The organism is Enterococcus massiliensis (genome assembly GCF_001050095.1).
In the GTDB taxonomy this organism is placed as follows: Bacteria; Bacillota; Bacilli; order Lactobacillales; family Enterococcaceae; genus Enterococcus_C; species Enterococcus_C songbeiensis.
Genome location: NZ_CVRN01000007.1, coordinates 670,569 through 693,343, shown reverse-complemented (window position 1 = coordinate 693,343; position 22,775 = coordinate 670,569). Strand labels below are relative to the sequence as shown.

The following is a 22,775-nucleotide window of genomic DNA, read 5'->3' as shown; positions in this document are numbered from 1 at the left end:
TAGACCGATGTTTATTATAGCATTTATTTTGCATCGGCAATAGTACCAAAACCTAATAGTATGCTAAAATGAAAGTACAAATTTAAGGATTTTTAAGGAGCAGCAAATGAAAAACGTATTAATTGTTGACGATGAACCCTCAATCATTCGGCTTTTGACCTTCAATCTCGAAAAAGAGGGCTATCAAGTGACCGCTGTGTTGGACGGTCAAGAAGGATTGGACCAAGCTTTGACGGGTGCTTTTGATTTTATTATTTTAGATGTCATGCTGCCCTCCATTGACGGCATGGAAATCACAAAAAAATTACGTCAGGAAAAAATTGAGACACCGATTCTGCTGCTGACGGCAAAAGATGACACCATCGATCGAATTCTCGGATTAGAGATCGGTGCCGATGATTATTTAACCAAACCTTTCAGTCCTAGAGAAGTCACTGCGCGAATGAAAGCGATCAACCGCCGATTAAAACCACGGGAAACAAAAGAAACCCTTCCCGAAGAAAATCAACTTTTGCAAATTGGTGAGATTCAAGCCGACTTGACCAACTATCAAGTGTTTCTCCGAGGAGAGGCGATTTTTCTTACACCAAAAGAATTTGAACTGCTGGTCTATTTTATGAAGCGTAAGGATCGAGTCATTGATCGAGACACCTTACTGGATCGTATTTGGAAATTTGATTTTACCGGTCAAAGCCGCATCGTCGATGTTCATGTTAGTCATCTGCGGGAAAAAATCGAAAAAGATCCAAAAAATCCTGATTATCTCCTAACGATCCGCGGCTTCGGATATAAATTTCAGGAGCCGAAAGAATGAGAAAAAAAATCGATCTGCTCCTCTGGTTTGGGTTGTTACTGCTGATTTTTTTTGGTGCATGGCGGTTAATCAGTAATTTTTATCAGCAGCAAGTGTTAAATCAGCAGGAACAATACCTTGAAAAAAAAGGAAATCTGTTGATTCGTCTTTCAGATGGCGGCAGCGACCAACAGGAGCTGGAGGTTTTAGCAGAAAACTACATTGAAAACTCCGATGAGCGGGTCACTTTATTGGATAAAGACGGAACTATTATTTTTGACACCTTTGACTCCTCCTTATCCGGTACCCGCTCGGATCGTCCAGAAATCAAGGCCTTGCTGTCGGGAGGAAAACTGGGGATTTCCCTTCGTCACAGTCGAACGTTAGATCAGGAGTTACTGTATGTTGCCTTGCCTTTGACACAACAAAATCAGTCAATCGGTATGCTGCGCATTGCCGAAACCACCGCCGGCTTTTTGGCAGAGGCTGAAACGGTCAAACGCTCTATTTTAATCGTCTATTCGATTCTGTGTTTTTTGATTAGTCTATTGCTTTTTTATTTTTTGCGGCAACGAAATCGACCAATCGAAACCGTTTTACCGGTATTAAAAAAAATGATTGCACAGCCGAATCAAACGGAAATGATTTTGCAACCTTCACCAGAATGGGAAGAATTGTATCAGACGGTCAATCAGTTGAGCGAACAAATGAGTCAGACCTATCAGGCCTATACCGCAACGGAAAACCAACTGTACACATTGTTAAATGAACTAATGATCGGTGTTTTTATAATTGACGAACAGCATCAGTTGGTCATGATGAATCCTACAATGAAGGAACAGTTGGGGATTTTTCAAGAAATTGATCCGGCTACGAATTTTGCGGAACAAATCAAAGACACGCAATTGATCCAATTGATTTATCGGGTAAACGAAGAAACACCGATTCATGAAGAAGTCACCATCCATGAACCTAACGAACGAGTGCTGGATGTCAATTTGCGCATCTTCAATGAACAACGACAGCTTTTAGGAATCTCCTATGACCTTACCCGTGTTCGTCAATTGGAAAAAGTGCAACAAGATTTCGTCAGTAATGTTTCCCACGAATTGAAAACACCCGTGACCTCTCTGATCGGTTTCACTGAAACGTTATTGGATGGCGCCAAAGAAGACCCAGAAACACTAACAGAATTCTTGACGATTATGCAAAATGAAGCTCGTCGACTGGAACGTTTGATTCAAGAAATCATTCAGCTTTCTAAAGGACAACAGAAATTGCCTTATCCCACCGAAACGCTCCAATTAATGCCTTTGCTGCAACAATTGATTGGCAGCTATCAAAGCCTACTAAAGAAAAAAAAGGTAACGATCAGGATTGATGGCGATAGCCAAGCCCTTTGGCAAACGAAGCGGGAATTATTTTATCCTATCGTTAAAAACCTTGTGGAAAATGCAATCCATTATTCACCAAATGAGAGTCAAATCACTATTAGCTTTCGATTGAAGGATGGACTGACCCTCAACGTGCAGGACCAAGGAATTGGCATCGACAGCGACGATCAGGAACGAATCTTTGAACGCTTCTATCGCGTGGACAAAGCCCGCAGTCGCCACTCTGGGGGCACAGGGCTGGGGTTAGCTATCGTGAAAGAATACACGCAACGCTTGGGCGGAGATATTACGGTTGATAGCCATTTAGGTGTCGGTTCAACGTTTGTAGTTCATCTACCACCTTTAACAGAATAAAGAAAAACCCACAAAAGCCGAAAATTTGCTTTTGTGGGTTTTTCTTTGGACCCATTTTTATTTGAAAGCGCTCAATTATTTTTCTGAAAGTGGTTGATTGTTCCCGTAGCTGTGCTATGATAAATGCAGAAAGAACGGAGGAACATTTTTTATGAAAGATGCAGTAATCACGACAAAACATTCTCTACTGGACGGCGGCTGCAATGCCTGCGGCTTCGTTGAATGTACCACACATACGTTACAATACAACGGGCAAGAACTGCCTGTTTCTGATTTAGATGTCGAAAATCTGGTTGCCACAATCGTTCGTGCCAACCAATGGAAAGAATCCTACGAACCAGTTGGAATCGGTGACGATGCCGTTGTTTTCAAAAAAGAAATGCAAAAAGTAGCTGTGACCGAAAACGGCAAATTTTTGACCTATAAAAATACAACAGCAAATAAAAGTACTCTTGCTGAAAACAAACTTTGCGACGATCGTCTTTTTGACAAAGTCAATGAAGTGCTTGCCCTTTTCACTTTGCCACCTGTACAATTTTCATTTGCTGAATAATTGTGCGCTAGTCCAATTTAAAAACAGCCGGCAATGCTGTCTTCTTGTTTTTCTACAAACAAGAAAACAGGTCGCTGGCTGTTTTTTTATTTACTTAAAGGAATGCGCAATTCAACTTCTGCATCCATCGCATTGCCGTTTAATAATGCTTCAACCACAAAAGTATCGCCTTTGTACAGTTCAGGATGTTCTGGTAAGATTTCTCCAAAAAACTCACTGATAAGTTGATCGAATAGTTTCCGACTAGGACCACCTTTTCCCTTTAGTACAATATATTCTCCTGCAGGGATGATGCGTTCTTGCGCTTCAGGATCATTTGTTGTCGTGTTTGCTCCAGCAAAGTATTCCAAGACATCGCCTTTTGCTTCACTCAAGGCATAGCCGATTTTATCTGTGCTTTCTGCCATCAAAGCAGGAAATTTTCCACTTTTAGCAAGAGAAAAGAAGTGTTGGCTTTTCTTTTCGGAAACTTCTTTTACATTTTCCAATGTAGGTAATGGTAATGCTGCTGGATATCCTTTAATTGCGGTTTCTTTAAATACTTGAATTTCATATTGAGTCATTTGTTTTGCCTTCTTTCATTTGGTATGGGTATACTATACCTAATTAAATACGACAACTAGCTGTCATATATTTCAGAAAAGGAAAAAAATTATGCGTATCGAACGATTGATCAGCATGATCATGATTTTACTAAGAAAAGAACTTGTCTCCGCACAAGAATTTTCGGAGCTATTTGGTGTCTCCAAACGAACGATCATGCGGGATGTAGAAGCACTTAGTCTGGCCAATATTCCAATTTACTCCCAACGGGGCAGAAACGGCGGCATCGGTCTGCTGCCAAATTACAAGGTCGATAAAAAATTATTAACGGCGCAGGATATTCAACATTTGCTGATTGCCTTAGGAAGTGTCCAGCAACTGATTGAAAGTCCAGAAATCAAAGCGACCATCACCAAAATCCAAGCAATGCAAGAGGAACAGACCGCAACGGATGCTTTATCGATTCAATATACCAGCTGGCTGGGAACAACCTAATTAAAGCTCCTTGCAGAAAAATTAAATCACGCCATCACGGCTCATGTTTTAGTAACTTTTGATTACTTCGACCGAGAAGGGCAGCTCAGTCAGCGAACCATCGAACCTTATCATCTTACATATAAAGGGGAACGCTGGTATTTGCAAGCATATAGTCTTGAACGAGATGCTTTTCGAATCTTTCGCCTTTCTCGTATGACCAATGTTCAAATTAGTCAAAAAACGTTTGCTCCTCGCTTTTTTCAGGCTCGACCCCTTGATTTGCCCAATGAAGGAATCTATCCGGGATTTACGATTCTCACACTGCAAGCCCACCATCTGCTGCGGGATGTTTTAGTCGAACGTTTCGGTGAAGCAACGCTGAAACCAATCAATGAAGAAGAATTTCTGATTACCCTGCGTCTACCAAAAAACGAGGCCTCTTTTCGATTTTTGCTTTCTCTGGGCAGCCGTGCCAAAATCATTACCAGTGAAGACCTTTTTTTGACGGAATTTAAAAGCTATCTTCAAAACGTGGTCGCAAACTATATGTAAAACAGAGGCAGCGTCAGCTGCCTCTGTTTCTCTTTAATTTAATTCTGTGACTTCTCCATCAACGGAGCGCTCCACCTTCATCTCAGTAATCGGCAGATACCCTAATTCTTTGACCGGTCCTTGTTGGATTTCTTCTTCCAGCATATAGTCTAAAAATTTCTTGACGGCTTCTTCTGGCTCTCCTTTTGTATACATGTGCTCGTAAGACCAGATTTTCCACTCATTGGTTTGGATTGTTTCCGGGGTTGGTTCTACGCCGTCAACAGAAAGCGTCTGTAGAGAATCATCTAAATAGGACAATGCAAGATAGCTGATTGCTCCCGGTGTCTCAGCGACGATTTTACGAACAGTTCCTGAAGAATCCTGTTCCTGTGATTGAATTGTTTGCGCACCATCCAAGCCCCATTTCTCAAAGGTTGCCCGCGTGCCACTACCGGATGCCCGATTAATTACGGCAATCTCTTGATTTTTCCCACCGATTTCTTGCCAATTCGTGATTTTTCCGGTGAAAATATCAACCAGTTGCTGCTTTGTTATATTTTCTACGCCGTTTTCTTTGTTGGCGACTGGCGCCATGCCCACTACCGCTACTCGGTGGTCGAATAATTTATCCGCATCGATTCCGTCCCGTTCTTCTGCGAAAACATCAGAATTACCGATGGTTACAGCACCTTCTGCTACCTGACTTAATCCTGTTCCGCTACCGCCACCTTGTACAGAGATCGAATAATTGGGATTTTCTGCGGTAAAACTGGTTTGAGCAGCTTCCACTAAGGGTTGTAATGCCGTGGAACCTACTGCAACGATTTTTGTTGTTTCCTCACTGCCATTTGAACCCGAACTGCCGCAACCTGCTAAAATTATTCCTGTTAACGCTAAAAAGAAGCCGATTTTTTTCACTTTGTTTCTCTCCCCTCTTGATTACATTCTTAGTGTACCAAGGGGATGTAAACCTCCGATTGACTTGTTGTAAAGGTTTGGTGAAGGGATGTAAAGTTTGTGTAAATCCTTCGAGTGTTTAAATAACTTATTTTTATAAAAAAGTGCTACACTTAATAAAAAAATGAGGTGATATTTTATGTTAGAAATCCATTATATCGTCAGTGATCATGCGGAATCTATCAAAACCTACCCAAAGGCCAGTGATTTTGTTGCTGCGCAATACAAGGAAGTGCCTGATTTACAGGACAATTATCCTGTAACCAAGGTTCTTATTGATGGCAAGGAAGTCCTGTTAGAAAATAAAACCATCGGCGGACTTTTTGACTATTTAAATCGCTAAAAAAAGCAGAAATCTCCTATTTTTTCGGAGATTTCTGCTTTTTTTATTTTTGATTTTCAGGAGTTTGTAAATATTTCGCCAAGCGTTCCATCGCTTCTGTCAGATTTTCCATACTGGCAGCATAACTCAGACGAACATAGCCTTCTGCCTCTGGACCAAAAGCGATTCCCGGAATAAGCGCCAGCTGATTTTTTTCCGCTAAGTCGACGCAAAATGCCATTGAATCTTGAGTAAAGGACGCTGGAATTTTCGCAAAAATATAAAAAGCCCCGGATGGTTTGGCAACCTCAAAACCGAAGCCGGACATTTTTTCAAAAAGAAAATCCCGTCGCTTCCGATATTCCTCTCGCATCACTGCTGCATCGTTGATTCCTTGAATCAAAGCCTGAACCGCAGCTTTTTGTGAAATCGTCGAAGCCGCGGTCACCAAATATTGATGAACCTTGATGATTTCAGCAGTCAATTCTTTTGGTGCAAAAATGAAGCCAATCCGCCATCCAGTCATCGCATGAGATTTTGACAGGCCATTGATTAAAATCGTTTGCTCCGGTAAAAATTCGGCGATGGATACATGGGTTTGATCGTAGCTCAATTCACTATAAACTTCATCGCTCACAACAAAAACAGAATACTTTTTCAGTACTTCTGCTAAAGCTTGAACTTCTTCTCGGGAATAAGTTACCCCCGTTGGATTGCTTGGATAGTTTAAAATTACTGCTTTGACCTCATCCCCATGTTCTTGCAACGCTGCTTCCAAAACTTCTGGAGATAAAACAAAACCATTCTTACTGGTATCCATATAAACTGGCTGTGCATCAGCCAAAGTGATCACAGGTTCATAGCCAGGATAAATAGGTGCCGGCAGCAAAACCTTATCTCCTGGATTTAAAATTGCCAATAGCGAAGCAGAAATTGCTTCCGTAGCACCGATCGTCACTAAAACTTCAGATAACGGATCATAGCTTAAGCCGTATTTTTCCTTCAAAAAATGTGCTGCTGCCTGCCGAACATCAACTAGCCCCGACATACCCGTATAATGACTGAAGTTTTTTTCAATCGCATCAACCCCAGCTGCTTTGACATGCTCAGGTGTATTAAAATCTGGTTCCCCCAATGTCAGTTTAAGAATATCAGGAACACCAGAAACTTTTTCATCAAACTGACGGATCAAGGAAATATGGATGTTGTATACTTGTTTATTAAAACGTTGACTTAATTTATTCATAGTAATCAGCTCCTAGCTCTTATCCTACCATAAATTATCAGAAAAATTAATCATTTTTTAATCTAAAAAACAATCAAGAGGATTGTCGTCTGTATTGCAAACGAATTTAATTTATGTTAGCATTTATGTAAACAAAAATTAATCTCGTTTGGAGGAAAGCAAATGAAAACAGAAAAAGTGTATCAATCAACAGATTATTTGCAGGGATTTTTTACTGCCGATGATCGTTATGCCTGTTTGTACTGTGACCAAGTTTATGAGGAAGGGTTGATTTACACAGTAGAAGAACAGCCGATGACGGCAAAAAAAGCCATGGAATGCCATCTTGCTATGGCTCATAATGGCCCCTTAGCGGCACTTTTGGCACAGCCTCGGGAAATCAGCGGCTTAACAGAGAGCCAACAGGAAATAATCGCTCTTTTTTCGCAACAATTATCCGATGCGGTCATTGCTCAACGGCTGGGTATCTCCACCTCGACTGTGCGCAACCATCGCTTCAAGCTAAAAGAAAAAGAACGGCAGGCGCAAGTATTTTTAAGCATGATGCAACTGTTGCAGACAGATCATTACCTGCTTCCTCATATCGGTGCAAAAATGGTGGATGATCGCTATCAAATCACTGAAGCCGAAAAACAAAAAGTCCTAGCCAACTATCTGGATGAAAAGGGACGAATTTCACAATTTCCAAGTAAGGAAAAACGAAAAATCATCCTATTGACAGTGATTGCCCAACGGTTTGACCCTCAGAAAAATTATTCTGAGCCGGCTGTCAACGAAATCATCAAGCAATTTATGGATGATTTCGCCACGATTCGTCGCTATCTGATTGAGTACGGTTTTTTAAAGCGAACAAAAGATGGCAAAACCTATTGGGTAGCAACCGAATAATTTTTAGCGGTCGCTTCAAAAGTGAATCGCTAAAAACGACAGCTTTCCATTACGAAGGCTGTCGTTATTTTATCAATAATTAATAACAAAACTTGAGTTGTCTTTCATTCCAGCAATAGTTTCCTTAAATTTTTATCATCTACCAAAAGATTCCTTCAATAAGGTTGCTACTTTTATTTTTTGTCCCTAGAATAAGGGAAAGCAAGTACTTTGCAAAGTAGTCAGGAGGTGTAATGTGTCCAAAAAAATTATACGATTACCTATCGTACTTTTTTGTTTGCCGGTTGTATACTTCTCACTTGTCTTGGATAATCATTACCACTCAAGCATCGGATTTTTCATTTCGTTATTTTTTGCATTAGCGATCGGGTTTTATTCAAAAGCTGCCCACCAAATGAAATGGTGGCTGGCGGGAAACTTATTGAGTACCCTTTTATCTTTGTTATTGCAAGCCAATCATCCAGAATGGCATTTCTTTTATCAACCGTTTCATCCCACGATCCTAGTTTTTGGCTTGTCACTTTTATATTTGATTCCCCAAATCGTTGGTATCGTCTGGGCATCTTTTCTACGAATTTCTTTGCCTCAGTAATCTTCATACATAGAAAAAAAGGCGATCTGCCCAACGGATCGCCTTTTGCTTATTTATAAGCTAGATTTCTTTGAGAAAAATTTTTTTGATAATCAATTTATCAAACATGCTGGAAGTGCTGTCTTGTTCTCCAATCACTTCTGCAATCACCGTTTTGCCATTGTGTTTTTTTCGCAATTGATAGGCGATTTTTCCACTTTCTTTTAATTCAGTAACCATATCTACCACCCCGCCGAAACCGGTTTTGCGGGTAATAAAACCTAATGCTACCATTCGTTCATCTAAGTTTTTTGCAGAAATCGTAGCTCCTGTAACCAATGTATGGTGCATAACGGATAAAAATTCATCCAACCCATCGACTGTGGTCAACTCGTCTTCTACTTCCGGCCGATTATTTAATTCCTGTAATAATGTCTCGTATTGTTCTTGGGTCAGCATCACACCCGCTACTTTTTCACGATTAAACACATATACCGCAGTCCCAGCTTCCCGTGCTTGATTGAACACGTCCATTGGTGATTTTTTGACCTCAGTGATGGAAGTAGTGGGAACCTCTAACTTCTTCAGTTCCATTTGTCTTGCTCCTTTTGATGTCGTCATTTTTTCTAACGTATATTGTTCCACGAAATTTCTCCACGCAGAACACAGATTCTTGCTTCAACGTTCATATTATAGCATATCTGCCCCCGGGAACTATAGGCGAACAGGGAAATTTTCCCCGATTCTATTCGTAAACAGCAACTTTTTCGCAAAAAAAAGAGAAGATTTTCTCTCATCTTCTCTCTAAAAAATAATTATTCACTTTTTATTTTTAATGTCATGGCATTGATCGCAACAATCACCGTGCTTAAGGACATTAAAATTGCTCCTACTGCCGGATTCAAGATAATACCGATAGGTGCGAGAACACCGGCTGCCAGAGGAATCGCCAATATATTGTAGCCGGCACCCCACCAAAGATTTTGCACCATTTTTTTCCGGGTTTGTTTTGCCAAATCAAGAAAGTGAAGAATATCTTCGGGATTGCTGTTGGTCAAAACCACATCCGCAGAATCGATTGCCACGTCTGTTCCGGCACCAATTGCAATACCGACAGTAGCACGGGCTAAACTTGGGGCATCATTGATTCCATCTCCCACCATTGCGACCCGTTTTCCTTTAGCCGTCAGTTGACGAACGATTGCTTCCTTACCATCTGGAAGCAATTCTGCATGAAAATTTTCTAACCCAATATAGTTTGCAACCGCAGCGGCAGCTTTTTGGTTGTCTCCTGTCAACATAACTGGTTCAATGTTTCGTTCCTTCAAGGCTTGGATAAAGGCTTTTGCTTCCGGTTTGATTTGATCTCCTAAAGCAATTATCCCAATCAATTGTTGATCAATCAGCAAATAGCTGATGGTGTTGCCTTGTTCTTGATATTTTTTCGTCTTCTCCCCGTCAAGGGACAAGTTTTCTTCCTTCAAAGCTTTTTCATTGATGATTTTTACTTGGTGGCCTTCAACGGTTCCTTCCAATCCAACACCGGAAATATTTTTAATATTTTCCCCAGAGTAAATCGCAACTTCTTTTTCTTTGATGTATTTCATAATCCCGGTTGCGATTGGGTGATTGGCGGAAGCTTCCATTGCTCCGATATATTTTAACACTTCTTCTTGACTGTACTCTTTCGCCAAGACATCAACACCTGTGACAGAAAAGGTTCCTTGAGTCAAGGTTCCTGTTTTATCCAGCAAAATCATATCTAACTCATGAGCATACTCTAAAGCATTACGATTTTTCAACAACAAGCCATTTTTTGCCGCAATCGACGTAGATCTTGCTACAACGAGCGGAATTGCTAATCCCAGTGCATGGGGACAGGCAATAACAAAAACCGTTACCATGCGATCCAATGCCGTAGCCAAATCAGCCACGATCAGCCAAATAACAAATGCCAGAATACCGGCAATCAGTGCGACATAAAAGAGCCACTTGGCTACTTTATCAGCCAGTCCTTCTAATTTGGATTTTTCTGATTGCGCTTTGCGGACCATCTCCATCACTTTGGCGAGGTAGCCGCTTTCCCCTGTTCCAGTAACCTTGATTTGAATCGTACCATTGCCATTGACAGATCCACCAATGACCTTGGCACCTTCTGCTTTTACCACGCCCCGTGATTCACCAGTCACCGCTGATTCATCTACAGTCGTTGATCCTTTTTCAATAACTCCGTCCGTTGGCATCTTATCACCGGCACGAACGATCAATTGTTCCCCTACTTTAATTTCTTGCAGGGAAACTTTCTCTTCTCCGTCTTTTGTTAGACGTGTAACAGTATCCGGTAGTAATTCTGCTAATTTTTTCAACGCATCACTGGCATTCGACACGGCATTCATTTCGATCCAATGCCCCAGCAGCATGATAACGATCAACGTTGCCAGTTCCCAGAAAAAGTCCATGACGTGTTCTCCATGGAGAAAATGATTGGCAATAAATGCGTAAAGACTGTAAATATATGCCACCGAAATTCCCATTGCAATCAGCGTCATCATTGCGGGATTTTTTTGTTTCAGCTCCATTTTGGCGCCGCTCAGAAATGGTTGTCCGCCATAGATAAACAAAACCGTTGCCAAAATCAATACTACCCAATCAGAACCGGGAAAGGTAAATTGAAAAGGTAACTCAATGCCCATCATCGGCGATAAAATGACAATAGGAATTGCCAACACCAGAGAAAGCCAAAACTTTTGTTTAAAATTCCCCATGTGCATCGAGTGATCCATCCCACCCATGTCATGATCCATATGAGACATATGAGACATGTGGGACATGTCGTGGTGCTTATGATCCATCTGATGCATCTCATGGTCACTCATCTCATGGTTCCCCTTCTCGTGACTGCTGTGATGTTCCCTATTTTCTAGCTTATGCTCCTCATGATTATGCTCATGATGAGGCATTTCATGATTGTGGGGCATCTTCTTTTCTTCTTTCACCATCAACCCTTCTTTCTTTAAATTTTGGTACGATTTAAACTCAATGAATTTAATAAAACACTGACCGAACTAAAGGCCATGGCGCCACCGGCAACGATTGGATTCAAAAAACCCAATGCTGCAAAAGGAATACCAATCGTATTGTAAATAAATGCCCAGAAAAGATTTTGCTTGATTTTGCGAATCGTTGCTTTTGACAGTTTAATCATTTGGCTAAGGTAGGTCAAATCACTGTGAATCAATGTAACATCCGCCGTTTCCATCGCAATATCCGTTCCGCTGCCCATTGCAATCCCCACATCTGCTAAAGCCAAAGCAGGCGCATCATTGATACCATCTCCTACCATGCCGACGACTTCTCCAGCTTCTTGTAATAATGCAACTTTCGCCGATTTTTCTTCCGGCAAGACTTCTGCAAAAATATTTTCCGATGAAATTCCTACTTGCTGCCCAATGTATTGGGCGGCCTTTTGGTTGTCACCGGTCAGCATGTATACCTTGATACCAGCTGCATGTAATTGCTTGATTGCGGCTTGAGAGGTTTCTTTGATCTCATCTGCCACTGCTACTGCGGCAAGAATCACACTTTCATCCGCTAAAAACATGATTGTCTTTCCTTGTGCCGTCCATTGTTCTGCTGCTTGTTGTAAAGAATCAGAAATTTTTTGTGTCAAAAATCGACGGGTACCGATTTGATAAGTTCTTCCTTGAATCATTCCTTGGATTCCTTTACCGGGAATTGCTTGAAATTGTTCTACTTCCAACCTGTCAATAGCTACTGTGTAATCAAGAATCGCTTTTGCTAAAGGATGTTCCGATCCGGCTTCTAAACTAGCAAAAATTGCTGCCGCTTGGTCATTTTCTGTAAGAAAATCCGTTACCACTGGTTGTCCTATTGTTATCGTACCAGTTTTATCCAAGATGACGCTAGTAATATGCGAGGCGGTTTCCAATGCTTCTCCACCCTTAATCAAAATCCCATTCTTCGCACCTAAACCTGTTCCTACCATAATTGCAGTGGGAGTTGCTAAACCTAGGGCACAAGGACACGCAATGACCAATACAGCAACACTATGGATAACCGCCGTTTGCCAATCTCCGCTCAAGAAACCAGTCAAAAGCAATGTTATCGCTGCAACAATCAATACAACCGGCACAAAAATACCTGAGATACGATCGGCAATTTGTTGAATTGGTGCTTTTGATCCTTGTGCATCTTCCACCATGCGAATAATTCGTGCCAATACGGTTTCATTGCCGACTTTTAGTGCTCGAATTTTTAAATTTCCTGTCGTGTTGACAGTCCCGCCAAACACAGTAGAATCTTCCTTTTTTTCCACTGGCAGACTTTCTCCTGTCAGCATGCTTTCATCTACTGCAGTACTTCCTTCTAATACTTTACCATCGACGGGAATTTGTTCACCGGGACGGACGATAATTTCCATACCGGTTTCAATTAATTCAACCGGCAATTCTACTTCTTCTCCATTTTGAAACACCCGTGCCGTTTTTGCCTGTAGTTTCATCAATTGTTGGATTGCTTTGCTGGTTCTTGTTTTGGCAAGAATTTCTAAATATTTTCCTAATAAAATTAGAGCAATAATCATGCCGCTGCTTTCAAAATACAGTTCATGAACACGATCGGCAAAAAAGCCGTTATACACACTTAATACAAAAGCCGCCGTTGTCCCCATCGCTACCAATACATCCATGTTCGGGGCATTGGTTTTGATTGCGTGATACGCCCCCTTATAAAAACGAGCCCCAATCAAAAATTGGATAGGTGTAACCAAAACCAGTTGGACCAATGGCTGATGGAAAAACATCACCCATTCTTGATGATTACCCAACAGCATCGCCACCATTGAAACCATTAGAGGTGCTACTAAAATTAGGCTGACGATTACATCTCGTTTCATTTTAAAAAGATAGTTAGCTTTTTCTGCCGCTACTTGCTGCCGATGAGCTTCATCATCCAAGATCGCCCCATAACCAATACTTTCCACACTGGCAATTAAATTCTCTGCCGTGGTCTCCGCAAATTGAACTGTCGCTTTTTCAGTGGCAAGATTCACTGTCACCGCTTTTACTCCCGGCTGTGCGTTAAGCTCTTTTTCTACTCGTGCGGAACAGTTAGCACAGGTCATGCCGGTGATTACAAAGTTTTGAACTTTTGTTTCACTCATTTATAGCACCTCTGTTGGGTATCCGACTTCGGTGATCTTGTCTGCGATTTGTTGTCCCGAGATTTGTGCTTCATCAAATTTCACAGTTCCGGCATTTTTCTTCAGCTGTATCTTCACCTTTTGAATTCCGGGTAATTCCTTGATACCATTTTCTACCTTTGCGACACAATGTTCACAGTTCATTCCTTTAATTGCAAATGTTTGTTTCATAAAAAATCTCTCCCTTTGAATTATTTTTTTTAATGATGGGCTTTGCAGTTACACTGCCCGGGAATACAGTTACAGATGATTTCAGGAACGGCTTCTTTTTTCGCTAGAACTTCTTGAATTTTGTCAATATCTTCTTGCGTTAACGCTGCTTCTGAAATCAAATCAGCGATCGTTCCTCCCACTCGTTTTGCACAGATATGGGAAAATAATGTTTCTGTGGCACTCCGCACGGTTTCTGCTTCACCGACTGTTGGATGATAAATAAATTTTTTCCCTTCCGTTTCTGTCCAAACAGCTTCTTTTTTTACCAGACGTCCCAGCAATGTTTTAACCGTCGCCAGTTTCCAATCCATCGTCGCTGAAAGCAGATGATCGATTTCTTGGGCCGAAGCTGCACCCAATGTCCACAATACCCGCATGATCTCCCATTCGGAATCGCTAATTTTGATTGGTTCACTACTTGTGATCATAGAATCCTTCCTTTCTTCCAATGAATGGAACAAACTTTCCCTTCAATTTATTAAAGGTAAAATCATTTTTGTTTACAAATGTAATCGACCTAACAAAATGAAGTTTACACTTGTAATCGAAAACTGTCAACCCAAAAGACAAAAAAAGACTCCTGATTTCTCAGGAGCCGAATTTCTTACTTGTTAAAATACCACATGATACGTGGTTTTTGAATAAAATGGTTGCTCAGGGCGCAACACGATGTTTCCAAATTGCGGGTATTTTTCCGTACCAGGAACTTCTTGCGGTTCGATGGCAATTCCTCCATGATCCACCATTTCCCCATGTTTCATCGATGTGCCGGCTTCAGAGGACCCCGTCGTATAGATGACCACTGCCGATGCGGTCGTTTGAATTTCCAGTCGAACTTTTTCGTCGGGACTCGTCAAAACTAAATCATTAGCAGCTTCATGATCTAAAAGGAACGGGTCATCTAAATAGGTGTTCCCAATTTTACGGCCAGCAACAAAATCAAATTTGGTTCCAGCCACATCAACTTTTTTCCCTGTCGTTGTCACATCCGGATTGGTTTCAGCAACCTGTTTGGCACCTACTTGCAAGGTATGCTCATTGATTGAATTGGCAGGTGAACCGGTTAAATTGTAATAGCCATGATTGGTAGGATTATATATTGTTGGTTTATCCGTTGTCGCAACATATTCAATTTGGTAGTTATTGTCATTATCCAAGCGATACGTGATTTTAGACGTAACATTTCCAGGAAATCCATCTTTTCCATCTGGATAGGTCAAGCTAAAAACCACCCCCACATTGTCTGCTTCTTCAAAAGGTTCTGCAGACCACATTTGTGTATCATAGCCTTCAAAACCGCCATGAAGCGTATTCCCGCCATCGTTATCCGGAGTCTGATAGGTTTTTCCATCAATCGTATATGCCGCGCCTGCGATTCTGCCGGCTACTGGACCGATAGTTGCTGCATAATAGCGAGCCTTTTTATGTTCCTCGATGGTTTTGAAACCCACCAATAAATCTCGTTCCTGTCCTTCAACTGGGACGATCCATTCTAACGCCCGTGCCCCTTGCGGACTGATCGCTAGTTTCACCCCATGAGTATTTTCAATCAAAAAATAGGTTCCATAGGTTTCATTTGTTTGCTTTTTTACACGTACCATTTTTACACCTTCCTCATAAAAAATAAAGCCTTTTCATTACTAGTATAGACGTACCGGAAAGTCTCGTCAATTGTATAGTAAAATTTAGTAAATATTTTCCCAACAAAAAAAACGAAACCCATGAAGAGCTTCGTTTCTAAATGACTGGGGTAGCTGGATTCGAACCAACGCATGAGGGAGTCAAAGTCCCTTGCCTTACCGCTTGGCTATACCCCAATGGTGGAGGAGAGTGGATTCGAACCACTGAACCCGAAGGAACGGATTTACAGTCCGTCGCGTTTAGCCACTTCGCTACTCCTCCAAAAAGGTTTCTTAAAAAACCTGACTACGTTATGATACAAAAAAACCTATGAGTTTGCAAGTGATAATTTCAATTTTTTTTACAATTTTTTTAATCGTGCAAATTGTGTTGCAAAATAATTGCTTCGACTGCTGCATCAAAGTTTTTATAGGAACCTAAGTCTTCTTCCCCTAGAAAACTTTCAAATTCTTTTGCACTAACTGTCAATACTTCACCAATCATTTTTTTACCAATAATCAATTGTGTGACTTCATATTCTTTGCCTTTGATCGTTTTTTTTGTTTCTTCCAAACGAACTTCAATATCTTTGTTTTTCTTTGACATGTCCTCACCTCGTCTTCATCTTTTTTCTGTCAGGATGACCCTTGCTTATTTTATCATATTTCACAGAAATTAACAGGTTTTCCGTTAGTAAACCAAAAAAGGCCAGTTGACGACTAGCACTGCCTCTAGTGTCAACTGGTCTTTTTTATTTATGACCGCTCGTCAATACTGCATCTACTACAAGATAACCGGCGTTTGTCAAAATTTCTCGTACCCGGTCAACTTCACGGCTTTCCACTTGGATTTCCACGATCGTTGATAGCGCCATGCGATTGACGACAATCGTCAAAATACTTAAATCATGATCTGTTAGAACTTTTGCCAGCTCCGCCAACACACCTTTGTGATCTTCGGTGATTTGAAGGGTCACACGAGTTCCTCCGTCATTATAACCGGTGATTTTCAAAAAGGCATCAAAAATATCATTGTTGGTAATCATTCCAACGACCCGATCTTCATCAACTACCGGTAATACACCAATGTTGTTTTCCCGCATCTCAAAAATAGCATCTTCCAGTAACGCATTCGGCGGAATCGTCTGAACATTTTTTTCCATTACATCGCCGACGGTGGTTTTGTTTAACAGGTAATTTACTTCATACACACTTAGGCTCGTCGCTTTTGAAGGCATCGCTGCAGAAATAATTCCTTCGGTGATTAATCCCACCAACCGCTCGTCCTTCAAGACTGGTAATCGGTGGATATCATGCTGCTTCATTAAATCGACCGCATCAAAAATCGGTGTTTCTGGATGAACAACAACCAAGTCTTTCGACATAAAATCACTTACACTCATCTTTTACCCTCCCAAATAAGCTTTCTTCACTGCTTCACTAGCTAAAAGTTCTTGCCCCGTTCCTTCTAAAACAACTTTCCCTGTTTCCAAAACGTAGCCGCGATCCGCAATGGACAGTGCCATTTTTGCATTTTGTTCAATCAGTAAAATCGTTGTACCTTGCTGTTGAATTTCTTGAACGATGGAAAAGATTTCTTTGATAAAAATTGGTGCCAACCCCATAGATGGTTCATCCAGTAAAAGAAGTCGGGGTTTTGACATCAATGCCCGTCCCATTGCCAACATTTGTTGTTCCCCACCGGATAAAGTAGAAGCGTCTTGGGTTCTTCTTTCCTTCAAGACGGGAAATTTTTCAAATACCTGTTCATAATCCTGCTTAACTTCTTTATCTTTCCGTAAAAAAGCACCCATCTCTAAATTTTCTTGAACGGTCAGTCCGGAAAATACGTGGCGACCCTCTGGTACCTGAGATAAGCCTTCCGCAACAATCTTTTGCGGAGCTTCTTTGACAATGTTTTTTTCTTCAAATAAAATCGTTCCATTGGAAGGACGAATCAAACCGGAGATCGTTCGTAAAATCGTTGTCTTGCCAGCACCATTTGCACCGATTAGCGAAACGATTTCGCCTTTTTTTACTTCAAAGGAAACGTCATGCACCGCCTGGATCATCCCATAATGAACCGATAAATTTTCAACCTTTAGCATTACATTTCGCCTCCCAGATACGCTTCGATTACTCGCGGATTTGATTTGATGGCCTCTGGATCACCTTCTGCAATCACTTGTCCATATTCCAGTACATAGATTCGCTCACAGACTTCCATAACCAGACTCATGTCATGTTCAATCAATAAAATCGTCAATTGAAAATCTTGTTGAATCTTACGGATCAATTCGGTTAATTCTGCGGTTTCTTGTGGATTCATGCCGGCTGCCGGTTCGTCAAGAAACAATACTTTAGGTTCCGTTGCCAATGCCCGCACGATTTCTAAGCGACGCTGTTCCCCATAAGGCATATTTTTTGCCAATGTATCGGCTTTTTTTTCCAATCCAAAAATTGCCAACAGCTCCAATGCCTTTTGATGCAATTTTTCTTCATTTTTATAAAATTTTGGCAAACGAAAAATACTTGTGAAAAAGTTGACCTGATGTTTGCCGTTCATGGCGATCAACACATTTTCCATCACAGTCAATTCTTTGAACAAACGAATATTTTGAAACGTACGGCTCATACCTTTTTCAGCTACACGATACGGCTTGATCCCATTCAATCGTTCCATTGTTCCTTGATGATCCAGCAACACATCACCTTCACTGGGTTCATAAACACCCGTCAAAAGATTGAAAAGAGTGGTTTTCCCCGCACCATTTGGACCGATCAAGCCCACAAGTTCATTGGTTTCTAAATACATGCTGACATGGGAGACAGCTGCAAGTCCACCAAAGTTTTTTGTCAAATTTTTAACGTCCAACAGAGGCATCTGAATCATCTCCTCTCTTAAATTTATTCATTATCCGTTTCACAGAGAATTCCCAAGTGCCTAATAGCCCACCTGGTTTAAAAATCATAATGATGACTAACGCTAAGGCATAAATAATCATTCGTAAAACACCGAAGTCTTGCAGGAACATATTCAAAATTCCCAACACGACAGCCGAAACAACAGCTCCCGTAGTACTGCCCATTCCGCCGAAGACGACGATAATCAAAATATCGATTGATTTCATAAAACCATAATCTTTTGGAAAAACTGATTGTTGAAATCCGGCAAACAAGGTACCGGCAATACTAGCGGTGACAGCGCCGACGACAAACGCTACTACTTTGTATTTCGTCGTGTTGACACCCATTGATTCCGCAGCAATTTCATCTTCACGAACCGCTAATGTCGCCCGACCCGGCCCACTATGAACAAAGTTAGCTACCACGATAATCGTTAGGACGGTAAAGAGATACACCATTTCCCAACTTGTAAAAGGCAAAATCCCAAAAATTCCAGCGGCACCTTTTGTGAGATCCGACATGTTGACAATCAAGATTCGGATAATTTCCGCAATTCCCAATGTCGCTATCGCAAGATAATCGCCTTTTAAGCGCAGGGTGGGAATCCCGACCACTACCGCAACGATACCAGAAATCACCGTCCCCACCAGCATTCCTGAGAAAAAGCCAAGATAGGTTGGATTATTGATTGCCATAATCGCCCCGGAATAGGCACCGATCGCCATAAATCCCGCATGACCTAAAGAAAACTGCCCAGAAAATCCGATAATCAAGTTCAATCCAACAGCTAAAATGATATTAATTCCGATATTCACGATGATTCGATTCGTAAACAGCGTGATAATTCCACCATTATAAAGAGCCAATAAAACGCCATAGATCAGCAGCGCAACCGCCAACCAACCTAAATTATATTTCAGATTTTTTTTCATGGTTGACACCTACACTTTCTCTTTGATATTTTTCCCTAAAATACCGGCCGGACGAATCAGCAGAATCAAAATCAAAACGATATAAACAATAGCATCTTTAAAGTCGGAAAAGCCAAGAGCTGTCGCAATCGTTTCAATCAGTCCAATGACAAAGCCCCCAAGCGCAGCACCAGGAATAATTCCAATTCCTCCCAGAACCGCCGCTACGAAGGATTTCAGCCCGGGAACAACTCCCATCAATGGATCAATTGAATTGTAGTAAAGTCCAATCAGCATACCGCCAGCTGCCGCCAGCGCTGAACCTAGTGCAAAGGTAAAGGAAATTGTTCGATTCACATTGATGCCCATCAATTGCGCTGCATCCGGATCAACACTCACTGCCCGCATCGCTTTTCCCATCCGAGTTTTTTTGACGATGACTTGTAGTAAAATCATTAAAAACAACGAGATAAATAAAATCAATAATTGAATATTGCTCACTTCGATAAAGCCTAATTGATAGGTCTTTCGTTCAATCACTTGCGGAAAAGAGCGTGTGTTAGCGGAAAAAAAGTACGTCATGACATTTTGCAACAAAAAAGAAACACCGATTGCTGTGATCAATGCCGAGATCCGCGTCGATTTTCGCAAGGGACGATAGGCCAAAAATTCAATGGTCACACCTAAAATTCCGCAGACAATCATAGAAAGAATCAAGGCTGGAAAAAAGCCCAACTTTAATTGATTGATCAAAAAGTAGCCAATAAAACTCCCAATCATATACACTTCGCCATGCGCAAAGTTGATTAATTTGATAATCCCGTAAACCATTGTATAGCCTAGTGCCAACAAAGCATAAATACTTCCCAAAAACAATCCATTGATTAATTGTTGGATCATTGTTTCCATTTCATCACATCCACCCTATCTGTTTTGTAAAAAAGGTGGAGCTGCCTCCACCTTTTCTCAGTTCATTTGTTTTGTTCATTACTAATCCAACGTTACTGCTTCAGCAGAAGTTTCTTTTCCTTCCGTCATACCCAAAACGACCGCTGCTTTTTCTGGATTGTGGTTTTCGTCCATTGAGATATTCCCGGTAACACCAACGAAGTCTTTCAATTCAGCAAGTCCAGTCGTAATTTTGTCTGAATCAGCAGAATCTTGATCTTCCATTGCTTGTTTCAGCATATAAACCGCGTCATAGGCCAAGGCAGAAAATTGCGAAGGTTCTTCATTGTATTTTTCTTTGAAGGCTTTGATAAAAGGTTCCACTTTGTCTGTTGCTGGGGCTTTGGTTGAGAAGTGGGCGGTATAATAAACATCCGTCACATTTTCAGCACCGGCAATTTCAACAAGTTTCGCATCCCCAAAACCATCGGCTCCGATGATTGGTTGGGTGATACCCATTTCCCGAGCTTGTTTGATGATCAGACCATCTTCTGCATAATAACCTGGAACAAACAAAACATTAAAGTCTTCTTTTTTAATTTTTGTCAGAACTGCTTGGAAATCTTTGTCGCCAGCGGTAAAGTTTTCTTCCATTACAATATCGCCGGTATATTCTTCTTTAAATGCTTTTGACAACCCAGTTGCATAATCGCTGGAATTATCTCCTAAAATAACTGCTTTATCAGCTTTCATAGTATCGTTAGCATATTTTGCCAAGATTTTTCCTTGGAAGCTATCTTGGAAACAAGAACGGAAGCCATATTTTTGTACCTCATCACCAGAAAGTGTGATGGAATCATCCGTTCCAGATGGTGTAATTAACGGCACCTGTGCATCTGTAGCACTTGGCAGCGCCGATTTTGTGGCACCGGAAGTCGCAGGTCCAATCATTGCGACAACTTTACTATTCGTTGTAAGATTTGCCGCAACGGTTCCAGCTTCGTTATTATCTGATTTGTTGTCTTTTTCAACAATTTCTAATTTCTTTCCTAATACCCCGCCATCCGCATTGATGGTCTCAACGGCAAGATCGATTCCTTGTTTTTCAGCACTGCCATACGCAGCAACCGAACCTGACAATTCCAAGTTCACGCCGATTTTAATCGTGTCACCTTCTTGTTTGTTTCCGCCGCCTGATCCGCCAGCGCTATTATCTGCTTTTGGTGCAGCGCTACAAGCACTTAATAAAAAAGCCGCCGCCAAAAATACCAATTTCTTTTTCATAAAAATCAACCTCCCATTTCTCCCTTGAATATGTTAACCAATATACTGAAAATTTTCGGAAAAGTCAATGAATTTTCAGAATATTTATTTTTTTCTGAATAGCACAAAAGATTAGGTTACACTAATGATATTATCATCAACAGCACATTTATACAAACAAAAAACAGTTGTCGCAGATTTCTCTGAAACAACTGTTCCTTTGTTACGCTTCTCCTTGTTGACGGGCATAGAAGTTGGCCGCCGCTCCTACAAGATTGGCATCATTGCGGTATTCGCAAAGAAGAATTTCCGGTACAAAATCTTTCAAGCCCTGTTCCTCTAATTTTTTTAACATCCGTTGATTGATTTCATCTACGAGGCCTTCCTTGGCGCTGACACCTCCGCCTAAAATAATTACTTCCGGATCAAAAGCAAACTGGATACTGAACAAGCCCTGAGTCAAATAATCATAAAATCGATTGACCTCTTCTTGAGCAACCAGATCTCCCTGCTCAGCTAAATCAAAAACATCCTTACCACTCTTAGCTGTTCGTTCAAGTCCCATGCGATCACAATAGCGCCAAGCCATTTGAACTGCAGTTCCTAATTTTGAAAAAGTTTTGCCGTTATCAAGATACATCAGCCCAAATTCTCCACCATATAAATGGGCACCTTTAGTAATTTGTCCTTTAGTAAACAAAGCACCCCCTACTCCAGTTCCAATTACGACAAAGGCGACATTTTGATAATCTTTGCCCGCTCCGTTATAAAATTCCGCCATTCCGGCACAGTTGGCATCATTTTCAATCGTCACTGGTAAACGGAACAAACCAGCCAACTCATCAAAAATATTGAACCCATGAATATAAGGAATCGCACTGATGCCATCAATTCGTTGCAAATCAACGTTCACCACACCTGGTGCAGAGATACCGACACCTGTAATTTTTTCCGTGGCTTGTTCCTGCACTTCCTTTAATTTTTCTTTCATTTCATCCCATGTGGCAGGAGTTGGAAATTGGTCGACACGACTCAATTTCTCCCCAGTCCAATAACCATATTTTACTGCTGATCCTCCAAAATCAAATACCAAAATTCCCATAATAAAAAAACCCTCTCTT

The 22,775-nt window shown here is 41.1% G+C and carries 24 protein-coding genes, 2 tRNA genes and 1 pseudogene; 8 read left to right on the top strand and 19 right to left on the bottom strand.

The genetic code is table 11. From position 1 onward, the window contains the following. Window positions 1–106: 106 nt before the first annotated feature. From BN1875_RS10595 to BN1875_RS10585, 3 genes are all read left to right on the top strand, one after another. Window positions 107–814: a response regulator transcription factor gene (locus BN1875_RS10595; protein WP_048604805.1), complete on the top strand. Its 708-nt coding sequence runs from the start codon at window positions 107–109 to the stop codon at window positions 812–814. Continuing rightward, complete coding sequence (locus BN1875_RS10590; protein WP_048604804.1) at window positions 811–2,541, top strand: sensor histidine kinase; 1,731 nt, start codon at window positions 811–813, stop codon at window positions 2,539–2,541. Before BN1875_RS10595 ends, BN1875_RS10590 begins: the two co-directional genes overlap by 4 nt. Before the next feature lie 151 nt (window positions 2,542–2,692). Then, the gene (locus BN1875_RS10585) at window positions 2,693–3,094 is read left to right on the top strand and encodes a DUF4809 family protein (protein ID WP_048604803.1); all 402 of its coding nucleotides are present in this window, start codon (window positions 2,693–2,695) and stop codon (window positions 3,092–3,094) included. An 86-nt stretch (window positions 3,095–3,180) separates the two neighbouring features. Here BN1875_RS10585 and BN1875_RS10580 read toward each other — a convergent pair whose 3' ends face one another. Next, entirely contained in the window at window positions 3,181–3,657 is a 477-nt protein-coding gene (locus tag BN1875_RS10580) for a GyrI-like domain-containing protein (RefSeq protein WP_048604802.1), read from the bottom strand. A 91-nt stretch (window positions 3,658–3,748) separates the two neighbouring features. Here BN1875_RS10580 and BN1875_RS13860 point away from each other — a divergent pair, with 91 nt between their 5' ends. Together BN1875_RS13860 and BN1875_RS13855 are read left to right on the top strand one after the other, a co-directional pair. Continuing rightward, on the top strand, window positions 3,749–4,132 hold the full coding sequence (locus BN1875_RS13860; protein ID WP_231586082.1) for a helix-turn-helix transcriptional regulator: 384 nt from the start codon (window positions 3,749–3,751) through the stop codon (window positions 4,130–4,132). A gap of 27 nt (window positions 4,133–4,159) precedes the next feature. Further along, a pseudogene (locus tag BN1875_RS13855) lies at window positions 4,160–4,666 on the top strand (helix-turn-helix transcriptional regulator); the annotation flags it as partial. Window positions 4,667–4,699: 33 nt separating this feature from the next. On the opposite strand, the gene BN1875_RS10570 reads toward BN1875_RS13855, so the two are convergent. Further along, window positions 4,700–5,566 (bottom strand): phosphate ABC transporter substrate-binding protein PstS family protein, encoded by an 867-nt coding sequence (locus BN1875_RS10570; protein ID WP_048604801.1) that lies wholly within the window; start codon window positions 5,564–5,566, stop codon window positions 4,700–4,702. Window positions 5,567–5,744: 178 nt separating this feature from the next. Between BN1875_RS10570 and BN1875_RS10565 the strand changes: the two genes are divergently transcribed. After that, window positions 5,745–5,948: a DUF4649 family protein gene (locus BN1875_RS10565; RefSeq protein ID WP_048604800.1), complete on the top strand. Its 204-nt coding sequence runs from the start codon at window positions 5,745–5,747 to the stop codon at window positions 5,946–5,948. 43 nt (window positions 5,949–5,991) lie between these two features. Here the strand turns inward: BN1875_RS10565 and BN1875_RS10560 are convergent, their stop codons facing one another. Further along, on the bottom strand, window positions 5,992–7,173 hold the full coding sequence (locus tag BN1875_RS10560) for a pyridoxal phosphate-dependent aminotransferase (RefSeq protein ID WP_048604799.1): 1,182 nt from the start codon (window positions 7,171–7,173) through the stop codon (window positions 5,992–5,994). Between the two features lie 162 nt (window positions 7,174–7,335). Here BN1875_RS10560 and BN1875_RS10555 point away from each other — a divergent pair, with 162 nt between their 5' ends. Both BN1875_RS10555 and BN1875_RS10550 read left to right on the top strand, forming a co-directional pair. Further along, window positions 7,336–8,061: a DUF2087 domain-containing protein gene (locus tag BN1875_RS10555; protein WP_048604798.1), complete on the top strand. Its 726-nt coding sequence runs from the start codon at window positions 7,336–7,338 to the stop codon at window positions 8,059–8,061. Window positions 8,062–8,296: 235 nt separating this feature from the next. Continuing rightward, window positions 8,297–8,653 carry a hypothetical protein gene (locus BN1875_RS10550; RefSeq protein WP_048604797.1) on the top strand — a complete coding sequence of 119 codons (357 nt, stop codon included), beginning with the start codon at window positions 8,297–8,299 and terminating at the stop codon, window positions 8,651–8,653. Between the two features lie 60 nt (window positions 8,654–8,713). On the opposite strand, the gene BN1875_RS10545 is transcribed toward BN1875_RS10550, so the two are convergent. The 16 genes from BN1875_RS10545 to BN1875_RS10470 form a co-directional block, all read right to left on the bottom strand. Then, the gene (locus BN1875_RS10545; protein ID WP_048605330.1) at window positions 8,714–9,226 is read right to left on the bottom strand and encodes a prevent-host-death protein; all 513 of its coding nucleotides are present in this window, start codon (window positions 9,224–9,226) and stop codon (window positions 8,714–8,716) included. A gap of 221 nt (window positions 9,227–9,447) precedes the next feature. After that, a complete protein-coding gene (locus tag BN1875_RS10540; RefSeq protein WP_390622608.1) occupies window positions 9,448–11,610 on the bottom strand; it encodes a heavy metal translocating P-type ATPase in 2,163 nt (720 codons plus the stop codon). Window positions 11,611–11,645: 35 nt separating this feature from the next. Further along, a complete protein-coding gene (locus tag BN1875_RS10535) occupies window positions 11,646–13,814 on the bottom strand; it encodes a heavy metal translocating P-type ATPase (RefSeq protein WP_048604796.1) in 2,169 nt (722 codons plus the stop codon). Beyond that, window positions 13,815–14,024, bottom strand: a complete 210-nt coding sequence (gene copZ, locus BN1875_RS10530; RefSeq protein WP_048604795.1) for a copper chaperone CopZ — start codon at window positions 14,022–14,024, stop codon at window positions 13,815–13,817. It abuts the gene before it with no gap. A gap of 29 nt (window positions 14,025–14,053) precedes the next feature. Continuing rightward, window positions 14,054–14,494, bottom strand: a complete 441-nt coding sequence (locus tag BN1875_RS10525; protein ID WP_048604794.1) for a CopY/TcrY family copper transport repressor — start codon at window positions 14,492–14,494, stop codon at window positions 14,054–14,056. Between the two features lie 183 nt (window positions 14,495–14,677). Next, on the bottom strand, window positions 14,678–15,667 hold the full coding sequence (locus BN1875_RS10520) for an aldose epimerase family protein (protein WP_048604793.1): 990 nt from the start codon (window positions 15,665–15,667) through the stop codon (window positions 14,678–14,680). Between the two features lie 144 nt (window positions 15,668–15,811). Further along, window positions 15,812–15,883, bottom strand: a tRNA-Gln gene (locus BN1875_RS10515). 1 nt (window position 15,884) lies between these two features. Beyond that, window positions 15,885–15,968, bottom strand: a tRNA-Tyr gene (locus BN1875_RS10510). 90 nt (window positions 15,969–16,058) lie between these two features. Then, on the bottom strand, window positions 16,059–16,292 hold the full coding sequence (locus BN1875_RS10505; protein ID WP_048604792.1) for a DUF2969 domain-containing protein: 234 nt from the start codon (window positions 16,290–16,292) through the stop codon (window positions 16,059–16,061). A 145-nt stretch (window positions 16,293–16,437) separates the two neighbouring features. Next, a complete protein-coding gene (locus BN1875_RS10500; RefSeq protein WP_048604791.1) occupies window positions 16,438–17,088 on the bottom strand; it encodes a CBS domain-containing protein in 651 nt (216 codons plus the stop codon). Window positions 17,089–17,091: 3 nt separating this feature from the next. Then, window positions 17,092–17,793, bottom strand: a complete 702-nt coding sequence (locus BN1875_RS10495; protein ID WP_048604790.1) for an ABC transporter ATP-binding protein — start codon at window positions 17,791–17,793, stop codon at window positions 17,092–17,094. Then, window positions 17,793–18,569 (bottom strand): ABC transporter ATP-binding protein, encoded by a 777-nt coding sequence (locus BN1875_RS10490; RefSeq protein ID WP_048604789.1) that lies wholly within the window; start codon window positions 18,567–18,569, stop codon window positions 17,793–17,795. Before BN1875_RS10490 ends, BN1875_RS10495 begins: the two co-directional genes overlap by 1 nt. Further along, window positions 18,550–19,524, bottom strand: a complete 975-nt coding sequence (locus tag BN1875_RS10485; protein WP_048605328.1) for a branched-chain amino acid ABC transporter permease — start codon at window positions 19,522–19,524, stop codon at window positions 18,550–18,552. Before BN1875_RS10485 ends, BN1875_RS10490 begins: the two co-directional genes overlap by 20 nt. Before the next feature lie 9 nt (window positions 19,525–19,533). Then, window positions 19,534–20,412 (bottom strand): branched-chain amino acid ABC transporter permease, encoded by an 879-nt coding sequence (locus tag BN1875_RS10480; protein ID WP_048604788.1) that lies wholly within the window; start codon window positions 20,410–20,412, stop codon window positions 19,534–19,536. A gap of 81 nt (window positions 20,413–20,493) precedes the next feature. Further along, on the bottom strand, window positions 20,494–21,675 hold the full coding sequence (locus tag BN1875_RS10475; protein ID WP_048604787.1) for an ABC transporter substrate-binding protein: 1,182 nt from the start codon (window positions 21,673–21,675) through the stop codon (window positions 20,494–20,496). A gap of 202 nt (window positions 21,676–21,877) precedes the next feature. Beyond that, window positions 21,878–22,756, bottom strand: a complete 879-nt coding sequence (locus tag BN1875_RS10470) for an ROK family protein (protein ID WP_048604786.1) — start codon at window positions 22,754–22,756, stop codon at window positions 21,878–21,880. Window positions 22,757–22,775 lie beyond the last annotated feature (19 nt).

Excerpts from the sequence above, each read along its gene's own strand:
- BN1875_RS10595 (WP_048604805.1), top strand. The coding sequence starts at position 107 with ATGAAAAACGTATTAATTGTTGACGATGAACCCTCAATCATTCGGCTT.
- BN1875_RS10590 (WP_048604804.1), top strand. The coding sequence starts at position 811 with ATGAGAAAAAAAATCGATCTGCTCCTCTGGTTTGGGTTGTTACTGCTG.
- BN1875_RS10585 (WP_048604803.1), top strand. The coding sequence starts at position 2,693 with ATGAAAGATGCAGTAATCACGACAAAACATTCTCTACTGGACGGCGGC.
- BN1875_RS10580 (WP_048604802.1), bottom strand. The coding sequence starts at position 3,657 with ATGACTCAATATGAAATTCAAGTATTTAAAGAAACCGCAATTAAAGGA.
- BN1875_RS13860 (WP_231586082.1), top strand. The coding sequence starts at position 3,749 with ATGCGTATCGAACGATTGATCAGCATGATCATGATTTTACTAAGAAAA.
- BN1875_RS10565 (WP_048604800.1), top strand. The coding sequence starts at position 5,745 with ATGTTAGAAATCCATTATATCGTCAGTGATCATGCGGAATCTATCAAA.
- BN1875_RS10560 (WP_048604799.1), bottom strand. The coding sequence starts at position 7,173 with ATGAATAAATTAAGTCAACGTTTTAATAAACAAGTATACAACATCCAT.
- BN1875_RS10555 (WP_048604798.1), top strand. The coding sequence starts at position 7,336 with ATGAAAACAGAAAAAGTGTATCAATCAACAGATTATTTGCAGGGATTT.
- BN1875_RS10545 (WP_048605330.1), bottom strand. The coding sequence starts at position 9,226 with ATGGAACTGAAGAAGTTAGAGGTTCCCACTACTTCCATCACTGAGGTC.
- BN1875_RS10540 (WP_390622608.1), bottom strand. The coding sequence starts at position 11,610 with ATGCCCCACAATCATGAAATGCCTCATCATGAGCATAATCATGAGGAG.
- BN1875_RS10535 (WP_048604796.1), bottom strand. The coding sequence starts at position 13,814 with ATGAGTGAAACAAAAGTTCAAAACTTTGTAATCACCGGCATGACCTGT.
- copZ (WP_048604795.1), bottom strand. The coding sequence starts at position 14,024 with ATGAAACAAACATTTGCAATTAAAGGAATGAACTGTGAACATTGTGTC.
- BN1875_RS10525 (WP_048604794.1), bottom strand. The coding sequence starts at position 14,494 with ATGATCACAAGTAGTGAACCAATCAAAATTAGCGATTCCGAATGGGAG.
- BN1875_RS10520 (WP_048604793.1), bottom strand. The coding sequence starts at position 15,667 with ATGGTACGTGTAAAAAAGCAAACAAATGAAACCTATGGAACCTATTTT.
- BN1875_RS10505 (WP_048604792.1), bottom strand. The coding sequence starts at position 16,292 with ATGTCAAAGAAAAACAAAGATATTGAAGTTCGTTTGGAAGAAACAAAA.
- BN1875_RS10500 (WP_048604791.1), bottom strand. The coding sequence starts at position 17,088 with ATGAGTGTAAGTGATTTTATGTCGAAAGACTTGGTTGTTGTTCATCCA.
- BN1875_RS10495 (WP_048604790.1), bottom strand. The coding sequence starts at position 17,793 with ATGCTAAAGGTTGAAAATTTATCGGTTCATTATGGGATGATCCAGGCG.
- BN1875_RS10490 (WP_048604789.1), bottom strand. The coding sequence starts at position 18,569 with ATGCCTCTGTTGGACGTTAAAAATTTGACAAAAAACTTTGGTGGACTT.
- BN1875_RS10485 (WP_048605328.1), bottom strand. The coding sequence starts at position 19,524 with ATGAAAAAAAATCTGAAATATAATTTAGGTTGGTTGGCGGTTGCGCTG.
- BN1875_RS10480 (WP_048604788.1), bottom strand. The coding sequence starts at position 20,412 with ATGGAAACAATGATCCAACAATTAATCAATGGATTGTTTTTGGGAAGT.
- BN1875_RS10475 (WP_048604787.1), bottom strand. The coding sequence starts at position 21,675 with ATGAAAAAGAAATTGGTATTTTTGGCGGCGGCTTTTTTATTAAGTGCT.
- BN1875_RS10470 (WP_048604786.1), bottom strand. The coding sequence starts at position 22,756 with ATGGGAATTTTGGTATTTGATTTTGGAGGATCAGCAGTAAAATATGGT.